Source organism: Algiphilus aromaticivorans DG1253 (genome assembly GCF_000733765.1).
In the GTDB taxonomy this organism is placed as follows: domain Bacteria; phylum Pseudomonadota; class Gammaproteobacteria; order Nevskiales; family Nevskiaceae; genus Algiphilus; species Algiphilus aromaticivorans.
The window spans coordinates 845,034-863,757 of sequence record NZ_JPOG01000001.1; the positions used below are offsets into that span (position 1 = coordinate 845,034).

General features: G+C 67.7%; 19 protein-coding genes. 13 read left to right on the forward strand and 6 right to left on the reverse strand.

Annotation, left to right across the window (positions count from 1 at the left end; translation table 11 throughout):
• The first annotated feature begins 93 nt into the window (after positions 1-93).
• Positions 94-1,143, forward strand: coding sequence for an NAD-dependent epimerase/dehydratase family protein (locus U743_RS03895; protein WP_052367496.1), 1,050 nt, complete (start codon positions 94-96; stop codon positions 1,141-1,143).
• Positions 1,140-1,646, forward strand: coding sequence for a nuclear transport factor 2 family protein (locus U743_RS03900; RefSeq protein WP_084191344.1), 507 nt, complete (start codon positions 1,140-1,142; stop codon positions 1,644-1,646). Before U743_RS03895 ends, U743_RS03900 begins: the two co-directional genes overlap by 4 nt.
• 20 nt (positions 1,647-1,666) lie before the next feature.
• On the opposite strand, the gene U743_RS03905 is transcribed toward U743_RS03900, so the two are convergent.
• Both U743_RS03905 and U743_RS03910 read right to left on the reverse strand, forming a co-directional pair.
• Positions 1,667-3,850, reverse strand: coding sequence for a malate synthase G (locus tag U743_RS03905; protein ID WP_043765663.1), 2,184 nt, complete (start codon positions 3,848-3,850; stop codon positions 1,667-1,669).
• A 104-nt stretch (positions 3,851-3,954) separates the two neighbouring features.
• The gene (locus U743_RS03910) at positions 3,955-6,333 is read right to left on the reverse strand and encodes an ATP-dependent DNA helicase (protein ID WP_084191345.1); all 2,379 of its coding nucleotides are present in this window, start codon (positions 6,331-6,333) and stop codon (positions 3,955-3,957) included.
• Between the two features lie 21 nt (positions 6,334-6,354).
• On the opposite strand from U743_RS03910, the gene U743_RS03915 reads away from it, so the two are divergent.
• Together U743_RS03915 and U743_RS03920 are read left to right on the forward strand one after the other, a co-directional pair.
• Positions 6,355-7,650, forward strand: a complete 1,296-nt coding sequence (locus U743_RS03915; RefSeq protein WP_052367497.1) for a S8 family peptidase — start codon at positions 6,355-6,357, stop codon at positions 7,648-7,650.
• A 339-nt stretch (positions 7,651-7,989) separates the two neighbouring features.
• The gene (locus U743_RS03920) at positions 7,990-9,237 is read left to right on the forward strand and encodes an EAL domain-containing response regulator (protein ID WP_198021921.1); all 1,248 of its coding nucleotides are present in this window, start codon (positions 7,990-7,992) and stop codon (positions 9,235-9,237) included.
• A gap of 28 nt (positions 9,238-9,265) precedes the next feature.
• On the opposite strand, the gene U743_RS03925 is transcribed toward U743_RS03920, so the two are convergent.
• The 4 genes from U743_RS03925 to flgA are packed head-to-tail and all read right to left on the reverse strand — an operon-like array spanning position 9,266 to position 11,295.
• The gene (locus U743_RS03925; protein WP_043765666.1) at positions 9,266-10,003 is read right to left on the reverse strand and encodes a flagellar brake protein; all 738 of its coding nucleotides are present in this window, start codon (positions 10,001-10,003) and stop codon (positions 9,266-9,268) included.
• Positions 9,972-10,271, reverse strand: a complete 300-nt coding sequence (locus tag U743_RS03930) for a hypothetical protein (protein ID WP_043765668.1) — start codon at positions 10,269-10,271, stop codon at positions 9,972-9,974. Before U743_RS03930 ends, U743_RS03925 begins: the two co-directional genes overlap by 32 nt.
• Positions 10,268-10,639, reverse strand: coding sequence for a flagellar biosynthesis anti-sigma factor FlgM (gene flgM / locus U743_RS03935; protein WP_084191346.1), 372 nt, complete (start codon positions 10,637-10,639; stop codon positions 10,268-10,270). The genes U743_RS03930 and flgM overlap by 4 nt, the downstream gene beginning before the upstream one ends.
• A complete protein-coding gene (gene flgA, locus U743_RS03940) occupies positions 10,636-11,295 on the reverse strand; it encodes a flagellar basal body P-ring formation chaperone FlgA (RefSeq protein ID WP_052367499.1) in 660 nt (219 codons plus the stop codon). Before flgA ends, flgM begins: the two co-directional genes overlap by 4 nt.
• Before the next feature lie 112 nt (positions 11,296-11,407).
• Between flgA and U743_RS03945 the strand changes: the two genes are divergently transcribed.
• The 9 genes from U743_RS03945 to U743_RS03985 all read left to right on the forward strand — a co-directional run bounded on the left by U743_RS03945 (position 11,408) and on the right by U743_RS03985 (position 18,723).
• Complete coding sequence (locus U743_RS03945; RefSeq protein WP_043771014.1) at positions 11,408-12,316, forward strand: chemotaxis protein; 909 nt, start codon at positions 11,408-11,410, stop codon at positions 12,314-12,316.
• Between the two features lie 112 nt (positions 12,317-12,428).
• The gene (locus tag U743_RS03950; protein ID WP_043765670.1) at positions 12,429-12,761 is read left to right on the forward strand and encodes a flagellar basal body rod protein FlgB; all 333 of its coding nucleotides are present in this window, start codon (positions 12,429-12,431) and stop codon (positions 12,759-12,761) included.
• A gap of 8 nt (positions 12,762-12,769) precedes the next feature.
• Positions 12,770-13,171, forward strand: coding sequence for a flagellar basal body rod protein FlgC (gene flgC / locus U743_RS03955; protein ID WP_043765671.1), 402 nt, complete (start codon positions 12,770-12,772; stop codon positions 13,169-13,171).
• Between the two features lie 3 nt (positions 13,172-13,174).
• Positions 13,175-13,837 (forward strand): flagellar hook assembly protein FlgD, encoded by a 663-nt coding sequence (locus U743_RS03960; RefSeq protein ID WP_052367500.1) that lies wholly within the window; start codon positions 13,175-13,177, stop codon positions 13,835-13,837.
• A 59-nt stretch (positions 13,838-13,896) separates the two neighbouring features.
• A complete protein-coding gene (flgE, locus tag U743_RS03965) occupies positions 13,897-15,117 on the forward strand; it encodes a flagellar hook protein FlgE (RefSeq protein WP_043765673.1) in 1,221 nt (406 codons plus the stop codon).
• 15 nt (positions 15,118-15,132) lie between these two features.
• Entirely contained in the window at positions 15,133-15,861 is a 729-nt protein-coding gene (locus tag U743_RS03970) for a flagellar basal body rod protein FlgF (RefSeq protein WP_043765675.1), read from the forward strand.
• Positions 15,862-16,139: 278 nt separating this feature from the next.
• Entirely contained in the window at positions 16,140-16,925 is a 786-nt protein-coding gene (flgG, locus tag U743_RS03975) for a flagellar basal-body rod protein FlgG (RefSeq protein ID WP_043765678.1), read from the forward strand.
• Between the two features lie 10 nt (positions 16,926-16,935).
• The gene (locus U743_RS03980; protein ID WP_043765679.1) at positions 16,936-17,598 is read left to right on the forward strand and encodes a flagellar basal body L-ring protein FlgH; all 663 of its coding nucleotides are present in this window, start codon (positions 16,936-16,938) and stop codon (positions 17,596-17,598) included.
• Positions 17,599-17,607: 9 nt separating this feature from the next.
• Positions 17,608-18,723 carry a flagellar basal body P-ring protein FlgI gene (locus tag U743_RS03985; protein WP_043765681.1) on the forward strand — a complete coding sequence of 372 codons (1,116 nt, stop codon included), beginning with the start codon at positions 17,608-17,610 and terminating at the stop codon, positions 18,721-18,723.
• The last annotated feature ends 1 nt before the right edge of the window (position 18,724 follow it).

Below are 18,724 nucleotides of genomic sequence, written 5' to 3' on the forward strand. Positions count from 1 at the left end.
CTTCCAGAGCCTCCTTCGTCTGCTGCATCGGGGTGAAGTCGGCCGGCCGGCGCCCCGTTATGGTCAACCCATTACCTTGGAATCTGGAAAGACATGAAAACGGCGATCACTGGAGCTTGCGGTTATGTCGGGCTGAATCTGGTCCGGACACTTCTTGATGCCGGGCACGAGGTCGTGGCGCTGGATCGCGTGCATTCGCCGCATCTGGATACGCGGGCCAGCTGGCAAGAGCTGGATATTTTCGACGGGCCGGGTCTGCGGCGTGCGCTCGACGGTGTTGAGGTTGTTTTCCATCTGGTAGCGAAGATCTCGCTGCTGCAGGAAGACGAGGCCACCTGGCACGTCAATGTGGAAGGCGTAAAAGCGGTCGCTGAAGGCGCACTGGCAGCCGGCGTACGCCGTATGGTGCACGTCAGCTCGATCGCCTCCTTCGATATGTACCAGAATCGGGGGCGGACTATCGACGAGACCGCACCGCGCTCGACTGACGCGGCGCTTCCGGTCTACGCGCGTTCGAAATACGCCGGCGAGTGCGAGTTGCTCAAGGTCGCGGAACGCGGCCTAGAGGCGGTCGTCTGCTATCCCACTGGCGTGTTCGGGCCGGAGGATTTCGGATCGCCGATGCCCCACCTGAACGGCAACATGGTGGACGCCGCCCGTGGCCGCCTGCCGGTGATGGTGGAGGGTGGTTTTGATCTGGTCGACGTGCGCGATGTCGCACAGGGCCTGCTATTGGCGGCCGAGCACGGCCGCAACGGCGAGAACTACCTGCTCGGTGGCGACTTCGTCTCGATGATCGAGGCCTGCCGCATGTCCGCACGGTTGGTCGGGGAGCGCGGCCCCCGCATCATGCTACCGATGAAGGTGCTCAAGACGATCGCGGCGATCGTTGGGCCACTCGCCCGGCTCCTGGGCAAGGAGGCAGGCTCCTTCTCCGAGGTGGCGCTTGCCACCATCGAGACGTCCGGGCCGATTGACCACTCCAAGGCCAGCCGGGAACTCGGTTATCAGGCACGGCCAACCGAGGAAACGCTGCGCGATCTGCTGACCTTCTGCATCGACCACGGCATTCTGCAGTCTCGTGGCAATGGGCTGCAGGATGACGGCAGCGGCTTGCGTGGCGCGAGCGAACGCGACGCATGAGCAGCGCTGACGCGGACGCCCACGGGGCTTTGCAGCAACTGGCGATCGAATACGCCAACGCCATCGACGCCCAGCAATGGGATCGCCTGGACGACGTCTTCCTGGCGGATGCCTGGATCGATTACACCGCGGTCGGCGGCATCGCCGGGCACTATCCGGAGGTGAAGGCGTGGCTGCCGAAATCCCTGGGTCTGTTCGGTGGTTATATGCACTTCGTCGGCAACTTCGCTTTTCGAATCGACGGAGACACGGCGACCGGGCAGGTGGCCTGTATCAACCCCATGGTGCTGCCGGGCCTGATACCAGGGCTGAAGCGGACCATGGCGATCGGCGTCTGGTATGACGATCAATACCGCCGCACCGAACAGGGATGGCGCATCCAGCAGCGCCGTGAGCGCAAGAGTTTCACGCTCAACGAGCCGCTGTGGATGATGATCGGGACCTGGATCTATCGGCGTCGCAATATGCGCGATGCCGAGAAGCGTCAAGCCAAGCCATCCTGAGTAGAGCCGAAGCGCTAGCGTCAGGCCCCTGCCTTCTTCTTCAGACGATAGGCGTGCAGCAGCGGCTCGGTGTAGCCGCTGGGCTGGGTGGTCCCCTCGAAGATCAGCGCGCTTGCAGCCTGGAAGGCGATGCCGTCGAAACCCGGCGCCATCGGCTCGTAGCTGGGGTCGCCGGCGTTCTGGCGGTCGACGACCTCGGCCATGCGCTTGAGCGTGTCGGTGACCTGCTCGCGGGTGCACAGGCCATGTAGCAGCCAGTTCGCGATGTGCTGGCTGGAGATGCGCAGTGTGGCGCGATCCTCCATCAGGCCGACATCGTTGATGTCCGGCACCTTGGAACAGCCGATGCCCTGGTCGATCCAGCGCACGACGTAGCCGAGGATGGTCTGCGCGCTGTTGTCCAGCTCGTGCTGGATCTCGTCGGCGGACAGGCTCTTCGGATCGTCGAGCAGCGGAATGGTGAGGATGTCATCGAGGCTGGCGTGCTCGCGATTCTTCAGTTCCTTGATGCGCGCGAAGACGTCCACCTGGTGATAGTGCAGGGCGTGCAGCGCCGCGCCGGTGGGTGAGGGCACCCAGGCGGTGGTGGCACCGGCCTTGGGGTGACCGATCTTCTGCGCCATCATCGCCGCCATCTCGTCGGGCATGGCCCACATGCCCTTGCCGATCTGGGCGCGGCCGGGCAGGTCGCAGCGGATGCCGACGTCGACATTCCAGTCCTCGTAGGCCTTGATCCAGGTGGTCTGCTTCATCTTGGTCTTGGCGACCACCGGGCCGGCCTGCATGCTGGTGTGGATCTCGTCGCCGGTGCGATCGAGGAAGCCGGTGTTGATGAAGACGACGCGCGAGGCGGCCTTGCCGATGCAGTTCTTGAGGTTGACCGTGGTGCGGCGCTCCTCGTCCATGATTCCGATCTTCAGCGTGTCGCGCTCCAGGCCGAGGGCATCCTCGACGGCCTCGAAGAGTTCGACGGCGAAGGCGACTTCCTCGGAGCCGTGCATCTTCGGCTTCACGATGTAGACCGAGCCGCTGCGCGAGTTGCCCTTGCGGTCGCGGTTGCTGCTATCGGCCTTGAGATCGTGCATGGCGGCGAGGGCGGTGACGAAGGCATCCATGATTCCTTCGAAGATCTCGTTGCCCTCGGCGTCGACGATGGCCGGGTTGGTCATCAGATGACCGACATTGCGCACGAAGAGCAGGGAGCGGCCGTGCAGGCGCAGCTCGCCGCCGTCGGGCGTCGTGTAGAAACGGTCCGGGTTCAGGCGGCGCGTGTAGGGCTTGCCGCCCTTTTCCATCTGCTCCTCGAGGTCGCCCTTCATCAGGCCCAGCCAGTTGCGGTAGACCTCGACCTTCTCCTCGCCGTCGACCGCGGCCACGGAATCCTCGCAGTCCATGATGGTGCTGACCGCGCCTTCGACCAGCAGGTCCTTGACGCTGGCGGCGTCGGTCTTGCCAATGGGGTGCTCGGGGTCGATCTGGATCTCGACGTGCAGGCCGTTGATGCGCAGCAGCACGCCCTTGGGCTTGGCAGCGTCGCCGGCGTAGCCGACGAACTGCTTGGGGTTGGCGAGCGCACTGGCCTTGCCATCGGCCAGCTTCACGCTGAGCTTGCCGTTGGCGATGGTGTAGGCGGTGGCGTCGGCGTGGCTGCCATCGGCCAGCGGCGCGACCGCGTCGAGATGTGCGCGCGCCCAGGCGACGACCTTGTCGCCGCGCACCGGGTTGTAGGCGCCGCCGCGTTCGGCGCCGCCGTCCTCGGGAATGATGTCGCTGCCGTAGAGGGCATCGTAAAGACTGCCCCAGCGCGCGTTGGCCGCGTTCAGCGCATAGCGCGCGTTGCGCACCGGCACCACCAGCTGCGGACCGGCCTGGGCGCTGATCTCGCTATCGACGTTCTTGGTGGAGGCCTTGACGTCGCCGACGTCCGGCTCGATGTAGCCGAGCTCGCTAAGGAAGGCCTTGTAGGCGGCGTGATCGTGCGGCTGCCCCTTGCGCGCCGTGTGCCAGTCGTCGATCTGCTTCTGGATCGTCTCGCGCTTCTCCAGCAACTCGCGGTTGCGCGGCGCGAAGCGGGTAATGGCTTTTTCGAGGCTGGCCCAGAAGTGCGCCGGCGTGACCTCGGTGCCGGGGCAGATCTCCTTGTCGATCAGTTCCTTGAGCTCCGTGGCGACGCGCAGCCCGCCGACCTGCGTGAAATCGGTCATCGCTTCCTTCCTGATAGTTCTGAGCAATATCGGCCTATTTTAGTCGCCTCCACCGGTGGAGCGATTTCGCGTGCCGCGCGGCCGGTCACGGGCGCCGCCTCGACTCACTCCTCCCAGGCCGGCGGCAGCAGCGCGCGCACATCGGCACGGCTGTAGCGCGGGTCGATGAGGTAGACGCAACCGGCGTCGTCGGCCGAGCGGATGACGCGGCCGGCTGCCTGCACGACCTTCTGCAGGCCTGGGTAGAGATAGGTGTAGCGCCAGCCGCTGTCGGCGCCGAAGATGCCCTCGATGGCCTCGGCCATGCGATCGTGCAGCGGGCTCACAGGCGGCAGCCCCAGCGTGGCGACGAAGGCGCCGATCAGGCGCTCGCCGGGCAGATCGATGCCTTCGGCGAAGACGCCACCCAGCACCGCGAAGGCGATCGCCGGACTGTCGGGCCGGAAGTCGCCGATGAAGGCCTGTCGCTCGGCCTGCGCCATACCGGCATGCTGCCGCCGCTGCGGAACTTCCGGATGATGCGTGGCCAGCGCGTCGGCGACGTCCTGCATGTAGGTGAAGCTGCTGAAGCAGGCGAGGTAGTTGCCCGGACGCTGCTGAAACTGCCGCGCCATGAGTGCTGCGATCGGCCGTGCCGAGGCGGTGCGGCCGCGCCAGGTGGTGTCGATGTGAGTGACGCGATGCACCGCCAGGCGTTCCGGGTCGAAGGGCGAGGGCGCCTCCAGTGTCGTCGTGGCTTCCGGAAAGCCGAGCAGTTGGCGGAAGTAGTCGAAGGGTGCCAGCGTTGCCGAGAAGGCGACGACGCCGGCGGCGTCGCGCAGCCGCGGCGCCAGATGCGGCGCCGGCACGACGTTGTGAATCGCCAGCCCGATCTGCTCGTTGGCGAGCAGGCCGGTGTCGCGCCCCCGCTGCAACTCGCAGAGGCTGTGCGGGCCGAAGATGTCGCAGAGCTGCTGGAAGGCCAGCAGATTGAAGTACAGGCCGAGCAGCTCCGTATCCGGCCGCGCCGGATCCTCGGCCAGATGGCCGCCCAGCGCGCTGACGGCGCGGGTGACTGCGTCGCGCAGCTGCTGCGGCGGCGCTTCCGGTTCGCTGTGGCCTTCGGGCAGGTCGATTTCCAGCCGGCCCAGCGCCTGATCCAGCCGGCCGAGAGCGGAGCGCGCGTCGGCGGGCAGCTTCGTCTGCAGCGCGTGCAGCTCACCCTGCGCCAGGCTGGCCGAATACATGGCGCGGGCGCGCGCCACCAGATTGTGCGCCTCGTCGACGAGCAGGCCGGCGCGCCAGTCCTGCTCGCGCGTCAGCGCGTGCAGCAGGGCGTGGCGGTCGAAGTAGTGGTTGACGTCGCCGATGACCACATCCGCCCAGCGCGCCATCTCCTGGCCCAGGTAGTAGGGGCAGATGCCATGCGCGCCGGCCACGCCGCGCAGCGCGTTCAGATCCAGCCGGCGCAGGCTTCGCGCCTGCTCGCGCGCGGCTGGCAGGCGGTCGAAGAAGCCGCGCGCCAGTGGGCAGCTCTGGCCGTGGCAGGCCTTGTCCGGATGTTCGCAGGCGGTATCGCGCGCGCTTAGCTCCAGCGCGCGTAGCGGCAGCGGCTCGTCGTCGTCCCGCAGGGCGGCGATGGCCTCGCGCGCAGCCAGCCGGCCGGAGGTCTTGGCCGTCAGCCAGAAGACGCGGTCGAGATGCCCGGCGCCCAGCGCTTTCAATGCCGGGAACAGCGTGCCCATGGTCTTGCCGGTGCCGGTCGGCGCCTGCGCCAGCAGGCGGCCGCCGTCGCGGAAGGCGCGGAAGGCGTCGCGCATCAGCATTCTCTGGCCGGCGTGGCGTTGCGCGAAGGGGAAGACCATGGCGGTCAGCGCGGCGTCGCGCGTGGTGCGGTGTTCCTGCTCGCCCTTCAGCCATTGCGCGTAGCGGGCCGCGCGCTCCTCCAGCCAGGCACTGAGTTCGTCGCTGCTGAAGGTCTCGGTGTCGCTGTGCTCGCGGCGCTCGTCGACGTCGTAATAGACCAGCCGCAGCGCTACCGTTTCGAGCTTCTCGGCTGCGGCATAGAGCGCGCCGTAGCAGCGCAACTGCGCCCAGGCCAGCGCGCGGTGATTCTCCGGCACGCGCTCGATGCCGCCGCGGAAGGTCTTGACCTCCTCCAGCACCGGGCCGTCCGCGTCGATGCCGTCGATGCGGCCACCGATGCGCAGCCCGGCAATGTCGCCGCTGACCGGTACCTCGCGCCGGTAGTCCGCTCCGCGCATCGAAGCCACGGCCTGGTGCCCGGCGATGCCTTCCTCGGCGCTGGGCGCGGGCGTGAAGCGATGATCGAGATCGCCGCTGCGCGCCACGAAGGCGCAGAGGCTGCGTACGGCAATGCGTGGACGGTTGTCGCCTTTCTCCGCGACACCGCCGTCACCCGCCGGAAATGACGGTCCAGTAGACTCGGTTCCGGCCGGTCGGGAGGCTTCGAATCGTTCGGGGATGTCGGGCCGGTTCGTCATTCAAAACAAGGGAGATATTCAATGCGTCAAAGCAAGGGAGCGCTTGCGGCGCTCGGTCTTTCGCTGATGCTCAGCGTACCGGCAGCCAACGCGCAGCTTTTGGGAGGAGTCCAGTCCACGCTCGGCGGGCTGGTCGGTGAAGTTGGCGACACGCTGGGCGAGGTGCTCAATGCGGGCGCGCCGGATGCCATTGAGGGACAGTACATCGTCGTGCTGGAAGACGACGCCGGCCCCGTCACTTCCGTTGTGCAGCAGCTTCTGGGCACCGTTGGCGGTGAGCTCCTCGGCGAGCTGCCCATTATTAACGCGGCGGTGGTGCGCGTGGACGCTCTGTCGGCCCGCATCCTGGCGGCAAGCCCGCTCGTCGACTATGTCGAGCAGGATCAGCTGATGCACGCGACGGCCACCAGCACGCAGACGCCCGCCACCTGGGGGCTGGATCGCAGCGACGAGCGCCAACGCCAGCTCGACAATGCGTACAGCTATCCCGGCGACGCGGCCGCTGGCGCACACATCTACATCATCGACACCGGCCTGCGCGCCAGTCATGAGGAATTCGTCGGCCGCGTCGGCGGTGGCCGCAACTTCGCCGGCACCGGCTTCCTCGGCCTACCCATTCCGCTGCTTGGCCCGGTCCTCGACGGCCTGCTCGGCGGCGAGCCGGACCCGGAAGACTTCTCGGACTGCAACGGGCACGGCACGCATGTCGCCGGCACTGCGGCCGGTACGACTTACGGCATCGCCAAGCAGGCAACGGTCTACGGCGTGCGCGTGCTGGACTGCGCCGGAAGCGGTGCCAACTCGGCGGTGATCGCGGGTATCGACTGGGTGGCCGAGAACGCGCAGATGCCGGCCGTGGCGAATATGAGCCTGGGCGGCGGTGCCTCGACGGCGCTGGATGATGCCGTGCGCGCGGCCGTTGACGCTGGTGTTGTCATGGTGGTCGCGGCCGGTAACGACGACGCCGATGCCTGCGGCGGCTCGCCGAACCGCGTCGCCGAGGCCGTCACGGTGGGCTCGACGACGATCAACGACGATCGCAGCAGCTTCAGCAACCGCGGCAGCTGTGTCGACCTCTTCGCGCCGGGTAGCGACATTACTTCCGCCTGGTACGAGAATGACACGCAGACCAACACCATCAGCGGTACCTCGATGGCGTCTCCGCATGTCGCTGGCGCAGCGGCTTTGCTGGTCGACGAGGGAGCTGGCGATGTGCAGGCCGTCTTCGATTTGCTGATCGACGACGCTACCAGCGACGTCCTCAACGGGATCGGCTCCGGTTCCCCGAACCGGCTGCTCTATGTCCGGCCCGAGTAAAGGACACTAGTTGCGAGCAGGTAAGACGGGCGCCGATCGGCGCCCGTTTTTCGTGGAGCCGCCCCAAGTCCGTCGACGCATGCTGGACACGTGGCGGACGCGGACAGCGTCGCGAGATCCTGCCCGATATTGTCGGAATCGTCGGAGGCCTCCCCCCGGTCTTCGACACCTCCGTAGTCGATGCAATGATCGACACTGGCCCCGGCTATTCGCCGGGGCTCTTTTTCGTGTGGCGCCGTATTGCCTTGTCGCCGGCATAGCGCAGAGTGGATGATGGCGGTATTGATGGATCGCCCACTGCATGGAGGCGATCACCCGCCAATCCGCGAGGAGGTGCCATTGCCGCTTGAAGCGACGCCCGGGCAGACGCGACGCATCTTGATCCTCGATGACGATGCGCTGGTCGGGCAGACCATTCAGATGATGATCGAGGAGCAGGGCATCGGCGAAAGCCGCGTCCTGAGCACTTCCGATGAATTCTTCGCGGTACTCGGGGAATGGGAGCCCTCGCATGCCATTCTCGATCTCGCGATGCCGGGAATGGACGGCGTGCAGATCATTCGCGAGCTATCGGAGCGGGCGCCGGATATCCGGATCGTGCTGCTCAGTGGGCTCGGCCAGCGGGTTATCGACTCGGCTCGCATCTACGCGCGCGAGCGCGGGCTGCATGTGGACGGTGCGCTGGAAAAGCCGGTGTCGTCGGCTCGGCTACGCCAGGTCCTCTGCTCCCTGCCGGCCGACGATGGGCTGATTCCGATTGCCGAGCTGTCCTCGCAGCCGGATATCTCGGTGGCCGACATTCGGGGCGCGCTGAGTCGCGGCGAGATTGAGCCCTTCTACCAACCCCGGGTCAATTGCGCCACGCGCAGCCTCGTCGGTTTTGAAGCGCTTGCGCGATGGCGACGGGGCGAGCAGGACATCGTCATGCCACCGCGCTTTCTGGATCAACTGGAAAGCGGTGGGCTGATGGATCAGCTGACCGAGTCGATGGCGGAGCAGGCCCTGCGCTGGTTCTCCGGCCAATCCAGTTTCGGCTCGGGGCTGACCCTGAGCCTGAACATCGCGCGCGAGAGCCTGCGCAGCGAAGCGCTGCTGGAACAGCTGGTGGGGCGTTGTAAGGCGCTGGAGCTAGACCCGACCCGCATCGTGCTGGAAGTGAGCGAATCCGCTGTCATGTCCGAGCCGAAAGAGGCAGTGGGGCTTTTCACTCGGGCGCGCGCCCGCGGCTTCGAGCTGTCGGTTGACGACTTCGGCAGCGGTTACGCTTCGTTGGCGCAATTGGTAAGGCTGCCCTTCTCCGAGCTCAAGATCGATCAAGGGGTCGTGCGCGCAGCTACGCAATCGCGGCAAGGGGAGCTCTTGCTCAGCACCATTGTCGATCTGGCCGCAAATCTGCAGATGCGCGCTACCGCGGAAGGTGTCGAGGATGCTGTCACTTGCGAGCTGCTCGCCAGCATGGGATGCAGCTGCGCGCAGGGCTTCTTCTTCTCGGAGGCCTTGCCGGCCGATGAGGTGACAGGCTGGGCCGAGCGCTGGGAGGCAAGCCAGTCCTTGCCGTGGGAGTCGCCTCCGCTGCGCTACGGCTGACCCCGGCGGTTTCCCTTGCGGCGCACGTTCAGGGATGGCGCTGCAGCCACCAGCGTTCGATGGTAGTGACGCTGCGTTGCAGCAGCTCGGCGTCGCGGGGTGCCGTGACGCGCAGGGTGCCGCCGATGCGCTGGCCGTCGCGGCCCTTCGCGACGGTGCAGACAGTCAAGGGCAGTTTCAGGTCGCGCTCGGGCAGCGGCAGCACGCAGTCGATCTCGTCACCCTCGTGCAGCGGCAGATCCTCGCGGCTGAGGAGCAGGGCGGCGCCGGACGCCGAGATGTCGAGCAGGCGGGCCGGACGCGCGTGATTGTCGAGGATCAGCCGGGCTGGCGATGCGACGAGAGTGGCAGGAACCGTGACGCGGTAGTCCCGGCGGCGCTCGAAGTAGCTCAGGCGCGAAGGCCAGTCGACCATCAGACTGGCGTCCGCGGGGTCGTCGTCGCTGGTATTGCCGATAAGGCTGTCGATGCGCGTCACCATCACCAGCGCCGCACCATCGAGTTGGCTCTGCACGTAGAGCCGGGTGTCCGCGTGCAGTGGCCCCCCCGGTGGTCGCGGGCGCGGGGCATCGAGCACCAGATAGCGTCGTGCCAGATCCATGGAAAGCAGCATGGAAGTGAACTCACGCGGGCTGTTGGCCGGGCGGATCGTCAGCAGGTTGCGCATGCGGCGCAGCCGCACGAGCAGGCGGCAGACTTCCTCCGGGTCGTCAATGGCGCCGGAAGTATCGACTTCAGCCGGCGGGGAAGGCGAGATGTCCGCCACGCTCGTAGCGCTCCGTTGTCAGGCCCAGGGCATCCAGGCGGTCGCGCGACTGACCGAGCCGGGCGCGCAGCATGCCGCCGAGGCGGCGCTGGGTAGCGGCGAGCGCGCCGAGTGTCTCGGTGTCGCGCTCCGGGTCACGCGCCAGCGCGGTCGCGGCGGTCTGTAGAGCCGTGGTGGCGTTGCGCACGCTTGTAGCGTCACCGTCGGCCAGCGCCCGCATCAACTCATCCTGGGCCTCGGCGACGGCCGTGGCAGCGGTGCGGCTCATCCGAGCCGGCTCCCGAGGGCAGCCTCAAGGCCGATCAGCGCGTCGGCAATGCGCTGGCTGTCCGGCTGATAGCGGCCCTCGTCGACGGCGCGCCGCAGCTCGGCGACGCGACTGCTGTCGAAGGGCGCCGTGCCGCCGGCCTCGTTGCGCGCGGTGAGCACAGGGGCGTCGCCGCGGGCGTCGGAAGGCGCGGCCGCCGCGTCGGCGGGCCGCACATTGCCGCCGGCGCTGCCGCGGACCGCGGCATTGGCCTTTGTGGGATCGATCTTCATGCTGGCGCCTTCCTGCGACGACGGGTTCGCAGGCTGTATCGGCGCGATGACGGGAGACTTTAGGCCGGCCAGCAGGCCGGAAAGTGTCGGATTCATGGCGAGACCTCGACGGTGCCGGCGGCGACGATGCTGGCTTCCACCTCGCGGCCGGACTGGGTGTTGCGTACGCGCACGACGTCATCGCGGCCGCCGGCGGCCATTGCCTGGCCGGGCATGCGAACCTCGATGCCGTGGGCACGGCTGATGATGGTGACGCGGTCGCCGGTGGCGACCAGGCGCGATCGCTCGATGTCGGCCGGGCTGAGCACATGGCCGGCGGCCAGACTGCGCCGGGGGCGGCGGCCCACCACATCGTCGGCGCCGCCGAACCAGCCGTAGCCGAGACTGGCGGTGTCGCGTGGCATCATGCGGATGTCGGCGGCGCGCAGTGCCTCGCCGGCTGCGACGGAGCGCTGCAGCACGGCGACCTCGGTACGGCCGCCGCTGCGCACCGGCACATAGATGCGCCAGGCGGGTTGGCTGCAGGTGATTTCAACGCTGGCGCCACTGCGATTGCGCGCACGTACCCGGCCCTCCGGTGCGCGCCGGCAGCGCGGCACGCGGGTGTTGGGGTCAATGGCTGCGCTCGCGGCTTCGTCGCCGACCGCGGTGGCCGCCGCGTGCTGCAGACGCTGTGCATCTTCCCACTGCGCAACGGCCAGCGGTGCGGTGAGCAGCAGGAGCAGGGCGAGCAGGATTCGGACAGGCGACATGGGCAAAGGCCGTTGGGCGTGCCCGGAATGAGGCAATGCCCGTGCCGTGGCCGCTCGTCGGCGACGGATGGCGGGGACTCAAGCCTGCGGCGTCCGGGCCGATGACGGCGTCATGGACACCGGACTCTTGCAGAGCATCGACCAGCAGACCCGGCTAGCGGGCTACAACCGGCTGGCGCTGCTGATCTTCTCGCTAGGTGGGCAGGCGACCTTCGGCATCAATGTTTTCAAGGTGCGCGAGGTTCTGCCCATGCCGGCGCTACAGCAGCTGCCGCGGGCGCATCCGCTGGTGCGCGGTATCTTCGATTGCCGTGGCGTGGTTATGCCGGTGGTCGATCTCGCCGCGGCACTGGGGCTGGCCGGCGGACAACCGGCCTCGCACGTGGTGGTCACCGAGTTCAACCGGCGTCTGCAGGCCTTCGCGGTAGGCGGTGTCGAGCGCATCCTGCACGTCGATGTCGCCGACGTGCTGCCGCCTGAAGATGCCGACGGCTTCCTAACAGCGATGACGCGTTTCGAGCAGCGCACCGTACAGATCGTCGATGTCGAGCGTGTCCTCGTCGAGATCGGCGGCGGTGGCGAGCGCATCGCGGCGGCCGCGCCGCAGCAGCAGAACGGCTGGCGCGCGCTGATTGCCGACGATTCGGTGGTGGCGCGGCGACAGGTGGAGGACACCGTGCGCAGCCTCGGCCTGGACTGCATCTGCGTGCCGGACGGCGCGCGCGCGCTGGAATGGCTGCGCGATCAGGCGGCCGCGGATCGTCTGGGCGATCTGGCGCTGGTCATCTCCGACGTCGAGATGCCGCGGCTGGACGGTTACGCCCTGACCGCCGAGATCCGGCGCGATGCGGCGCTGCAGGGCCTCTTCGTGCTGCTGCACACTTCGTTGTCGGGCGTGAGCAACAGCGCGATGGTTACGCGCGTGGGCGCCGATCGCTTCATCACCAAGTTCTGCCGCGAGGAGCTGGCGCGCGCCATCGCCGAGCGGCTGCAGGCGCTGGGCGTGGCCGAGGCGGCCTGAGCCGCCGCCCGGCGGCTCGAGTGCCGCCGCTCGTCGGTATGGGCCTCAAGGGTCGGGGCAGGGGTATGCCGGTTGCTCGGCTTCCAGGGCATTCGTCCTTGGGGAGCCCGCAATGGCCCATCCGCTCTTCGGTATCCACGCCAACGCCCTGTCGCTGCAGTCGCAGCGGCTGGAGATGATCGCCGGCAATCTGGCCAACGCCGATACGCCCGGCTACCGCGCTCGCGACATCGACTTCAAGGCCGCGCTGGAAGCCGCCGCGGCCGGCCAGCAGCGTCCCGCCGAGACGGTCTACCGCACGGTCGATGCTGCGCTCGACGGCAACAGCGTCGACGCCTCGAAGGAGCAGGCCGCCTTCGCCGACGCCGCGCTGCGCTACGAAGCCGCGCTGCGCTTCATCGACGGGCGCGCCTCGTCGATGATGACGGCGATCACCGGGCAGTAGGAGGCGCCATGTCCAGCATGCGCATCTTCGATATCGCCGCCAGCGCCATGAGCGCGCAGAACACGCGCCTCAACGCCACCGCCAGCAATCTTGCCAACGCCGACAGCGTCGCCGGCACCGCCGAGGGCGCCTATCGCCCGCGCGTACCGCTGTTCCACACGCTGATGGACGACGCCGGGGTCGCGGGCGTGGCCAGCGGCGGTGTTGTCGATTCGGCCAAGCCGGCCGAGGCGCGCTACGAACCCGGCCATCCCATGGCCGACGAGCAGGGCTATGTCTACGCCCCGCCCATCAATTCCGTCGAGGAGATGGCCAACATGATTTCCGCCTCGCGCTCCTACCAGAACGCGGTCGACGTCATGAGCACCTCCCGCGACCTCATGCTCGCCACGCTGCGTCTCGGGAAGTAAGCCATGGATATCGCCAGCAGTTCCGCCAACCCCTTCGCCGCCCTCGGTCTGGCGCGCGAAGCGCCCGAGCAGCAGAAGCAGGAGCTGGGCCAGGAGGATTTCCTGCGCCTCATGCTCGCCCAGCTACAGAATCAGGATCCGCTCAAGCCGCAGTCCAACGGCGAGTTCCTGGGCCAGATGGCGCAGTTCGGCATCGTCGACGGCGTGCAGGAACTCAACAGCGGCTTCGCCGACCTCGGCGGTCGTCTGGCCGGCGAGCAGACGCTGTCGGCGGCGGCGCTGCTGGGCCGCGATGTGCTGGTCGATGCCGAAGGCCGCTACAGCGGCGATGGCATCGCCGGCAGTGTGCAGCTCGACCGCCCCGCCGAGCGCGTCGCCATCGAAGTCGTCGACGGCAGCGGCCGCACCGTGCGCCAGCTCAGCTTCGATGGCAGCGCCGGCGGTGAGATCACTTTCGCCTGGGATGGTCGCGACAGCGAAGGCGAAATGCTGCCGGCCGCCGACTACAGCCTGGTCGCCAGAGCCGAGCGCCCGGGCGGCAGCGAGCAGCTCGCCACCTGGCTGGCCGCACCGGTGCGTGCGGTTAGCCGCGACGGCAACAACGTCCGGCTCGAGCTGGATGGTCTGCCCCCGACGCCGCTTTCCGATATCCGTCGCATCTCCTGAATCGCCCGCCGACCCCGAAGCAATCCCGAATCCTTCTCGAATCTTCCCCGGAGCCCGCCATGTCCTTCTCCACCTCGTTGTCCGGCCTCAATGCCGCTTCCGAGAACCTGAATGTCACCAGCCACAACGTGGCCAATGCCAACACCACCGGCTTCAAGGGCTCGCGCGCCGAGTTCGCCGATGTCTTCGCCAATGCCGGGCAGGGGCTGACCGACCGCGCTGTCGGCGGCGGCGTGCGCCTCGCCGGCGTGCGCCAGCAGTTCGACCAGGGTTCCGTGGAATTCACCAACAAGCCACTGGATCTCGCCGTTTCCGGCGAGGGCTTCCTGACCTTCGCCAATGGCGAGGAGCTGAGCTATTCGCGCGCCGGCGCGCTTGGCACCGACCGCAACGGTTTCGTCACCAACCCACAGGGTGGACGGCTGCAAGTCTTCCCGGCCGACGGCAATAACGGCTTCGATACCGGCCGGCTGGAAGATCTTCAGGTGTCCACGGCCGACAACCCGCCGCAGGCGACCACGCGCATCGGGGCCGGCATCAATCTGCCCGCCGGCTCGGATGTTCCGGCCACCACCCCCTTCGATCCCGACGACACCAGCAGCTTCAATCACACCACCTCGGTGACGGTATTCGACTCCCTCGGTCAAGCGCGCACGGCCGCCCTCTACTTCTCGAAGACCGCCAACGACGGTGAGTGGGAGCTGCGCACCCGCGTCGACGGTCAGGATGTCGGCGGCCCGCAGACCATCGCCTTCGACACCGCCGGCCAGCTGAGCACGCCGGCGGGCGGCGAGATCGCGCTGCCGGCGCAGGCGCTGGGCGGCGGTGTCGACGACCTCGAGCTGACGCTGGGTCTGAGCGATATCACCCAGTACGGCGGCGGCTTCAGCGTCGACGCCCTGCGACAGGACGGCTTTTCCACCGGCCGCATGACCGGCCTGGAAGTGACCAAGGAGGGCATCGTCCAGGCCCGCTTCACCAACGGTCAGGCCAGCCCGCTGGGACAGATCGCATTGACCAGCTTTGCGAACCCCGAGGGGCTTTCCAAGCTCGGTGACACGAACTGGGGCGAGAGCTTCAACTCCGGTCCGGCCATTCGCGGAGTTGCTGGCTCCGGCGACCTCGGCCGCATCGAGTCCGGTGCGCTGGAGGCCTCCAATGTCGATCTGACCAAGGAGCTGGTGAACATGATCACTGCGCAGCGGACCTTCCAGGCCAACGCCCAGATGATCACCACCAACGATCAGGTCACCCAGACCGTGCTGAACATCCGCCGCTAGTAGCGCGCCCCCGCCATGGATCGCTCCCTCTACATCGCCGCTAACGCCGCCACGCTCGCTCTGCGCGGGCAGGCGGCGAACAGCAACAACATCGCCAACGCCACAACCAGCGGCTTTCGCGCCGAGATGGTGGCCTCCGAGGCAATGCCGCTGTCGGATTCCCGACACTACTCGCGCACGCTGCCCGTTGGTGTGTCAACGGCCGATGGCGCGTTGCAGCACACCGGCGATCCGCTGCACGTGGCCATGCAGGGGGATCATTACCTCGGCGTGCTCGGCCCCGACGGTGAGCCGGCTTACACCCGCGCCGGCGATCTCAAGCTCAACGCCAACGGCCAGCTCGTCACCGGCGCCGGGCATCCGGTGATGGGGCAGAACGGGCCCATCGCCGTGCCACCGCACGAGCAGATCGCCATCGGCGCCGACGGCACGCTCTCCATCGTGCCGCAGGGCGCGGCCGACGGCACCCTCGTACAGCTCGACCGTCTGCAGGTATCCGCGATCTACGGCGGCGATATCCGCCGTCGCGACGACGGCCTGCTGCGGCTGCGCGAGGGCGGCGAAGCGGTACCGGCGGCGGGCGAGGTGCTCGCCACCGGCAGCATCGAAGGCGCCAACGTCAATACCGCCGAATCGCTCGTCAAGATGATCGAGCTGTCCCGGGCCTTCGAGCTCAACGTCAAGCTCATGCAGAGCATTGACCGCAACGCCGAGGCCGGATCGCGCTTGATCCGCCGCGGCTAGGGCCTGTTAACCATCACCGGGTCGCCGCGTTGCAGCCCGAAATCCGTGCAGGCAAGGAACGAGGAGAGAAATTTGGAAATCGCAAATGAACGACGAGTGACGCCGCCTGGGCGGATTTCGGGCGCAACCCGGAGGGCCGGGATCAATTTCCCGCAATCCGGCGTCGTCACTCGCTCGTGTAGTGCGGCTACACCACGCTCGCTCCTCCTGGGCTTGCGTGAAATTGATCGCCGGCGCGGCGACGCGCTGATGGTTAACAGGCCCTAGGAGTCACCGCCATGATGAAAGCACTGTGGGTTGCCAAGACCGGACTCGAAGCGCAGGACACGCGCATGTCCGTGGTCTCCAACAATCTCGCCAATGCCAACACCACCGGCTTCAAGCAGGATCGCGCCGTCTTCGAGGATCTGCTCTACCAGACCGTGCGCCAGCCTGGTGGCGCCACCACGCAGCAGAGCGATATGCCGACGGGCCTGATGCTGGGAACCGGCGTGCGCGTGGCGGCTACCGAGAAGAATCACGCCCAGGGCAATATGCAGCAGACCGGCAATGCGCTGGACGTCGCCATTGATGGCCGCGGCTATTTCGAGATCCAGATGGCCGACGGCAGCCTCGCCTATAGCCGCGACGGTAGCTTCAAACTGTCGGCGCAGGGCGAGCTGGTGACTGCGCAGGGCTTCCTGCTGCAGCCGCCTGTGAACGTGCCCGACGGCGCGCAGAGCGTCACCATCGCCGCCGACGGCACGGTCAGCGCGAAGCTCGCCGATCAGGCGCAGCCGCTGGAGATCGGGCGCATCACGCTTACCGATTTCGTCAATCCCGCCGGCCTGCAGCCGCGCGGCGGCAACCTCTACGCCGAGACGGCGGCCAGCGGCCCGCCGCAGCAGGGCACGCCGGGCCTGGACGGCCTGGGAAGCCTGGCGCAGGGCGCGCTGGAGGCTTCCAACGTCAATATCGTCGAAGAGCTGGTGTCCATGATAGAGACGCAGCGCGCCTACGAGATGAACTCCAAGGCGGTGAGCGCGGCCGACGACATGCTGCGCTTCGTCAACCAGCAACTCTAGGCCCGCGATCATGCACAGGCTTGCCCTTATCCTGGTTCTGGCACTGCTCGCCGGCTGCGCGTCGACGCCGTCGCCCATCGACGAGCCGCCAGAGCCTGTCAGCTATCCCGAGCCCGAGGCCGGAACCGCTGGCAGTCTCTACCGGGGCAACAGTGCCATGGCCCTCTTCGCCGATCAGCGCGCGCGGCGGCCGGGCGACGTGCTCACCATCCTGCTGCAGGAGAATACGCAGGCGCGGACTTCCTCGAGCACCGAAACCAGCAAGAGCAGCGGCATCTCGCTGCCCAACCCGACGCTCTTCGGGCGGCCCGTGACGAAGGGCGGGGTGCCTATCCTCGACACGGCCGTGGACACCGACAACAGCTTCAGCGGCAGCGGCGCCAGCGAGCAGACCAACCAGCTCGACGGCTTCATCAGCGCGCGCGTCATGGAGGTCACGCCGAACGGCCTGCTGCGCGTGCGCGGCGAGAAGCGGCTGCGCATCAACCGCGGCGACGAGATCATCGTGGTGACTGGCCTCGTACGCCCGCAGGACATCGGCGCCGACAACACCGTGCCATCGCTGCGCGTAGCTGACGCAGATATCGCCTATCGCGGCCGCGGCCAGCTTGGCCAGGTGAATCAGCAGGGCTGGCTCGGCCGCTTCTTCAACTCACCTCTGTGGCCCTTCTAGGTGACGGCAATGTCCAAGCACCGCAGCTTCTATCTGGCGCTGGCCCTGATCGCGATGCTGGTCGTGGCCTCGGCCGCGCACGCCGATCGCCTCAAGGATCTGGCCGACGTCGAGGGCGTGCGCGCCAACCAGCTCATCGGCTACGGTCTGGTGGTCGGCCTCGACGGCACCGGTGACCAGACCAGCCAGGCGCGCTTCACCGTGCAGTCGCTGAAGAGCCTGCTCACCCAGCTCGGCGTGACTATCCCGCCGGATGTCAATCCGCAGCTCAAGAATGTCGCCGCCGTGGCGGTGCACGCCGAGCTGCCTGCTTTCGCCAAGCCGGGTCAGACCATCGACATTACCGTCAGCTCACTGGCCAACGCTGGCAGCCTGCGCGGCGGTTCGCTTTTGATGACGCCGCTCAAGGGGCCGGACGGCCAGGTCTACGCCATGGCCCAGGGCAGCCTCGTCGTCGGCGGCTTCGGTGTCTCCGGGCGCGACGGCTCGCGGGTGTCGGTGAACGTGCCTTCGGCAGGCCGCATTCCCGGCGGTGCCATCGTTGAGCGCGCCGTAGCCAGTACCACTGACCCTGGCGATCACATCACGCTGAATCTGCACAGTGCCGATTTCACCACGGCTGCGCGCATTACCGAGTCGCTCAACGCCGTCTACGGCGCCGGCACGGCCGAGGCGCTCGACGCCGTCTCGGTGCGCGTCGCCGCACCGCGCGACGCCTCCCGGCGCGTGCGCTTCATGGCCGAGCTGGAGACGATGGAGGTCGACCCGGGGCAGGCGGCGGCGCGGGTGGTGGTCAACAGTCGCACCGGCACCATCGTCATTGGTTCGAATGTGCGCGTGTCGCCGGCGGCGGTGGCGCATGGCTCGCTGAGCGTGACCATCTCCGAATCCTTCGGCGTGTCGCAGCCCAATGCCTTCAGTGACGGCGAGACCGTAGTCGTGCCCGAGAGCCGCATCCGCGTCGAGGAGGAGGACAGCCGCATGTTCCTCTTCGACCCGGGTGTGACGCTGTCCGATCTGGTGCGCGCGGTCAACGAGGTGGGCGCGGCACCGGGCGATCTCATCGCCATCCTCGAAGCTCTCAAGCGCGTCGGTGCGCTGCGCGCCGAGCTGGTGGTGATCTGAG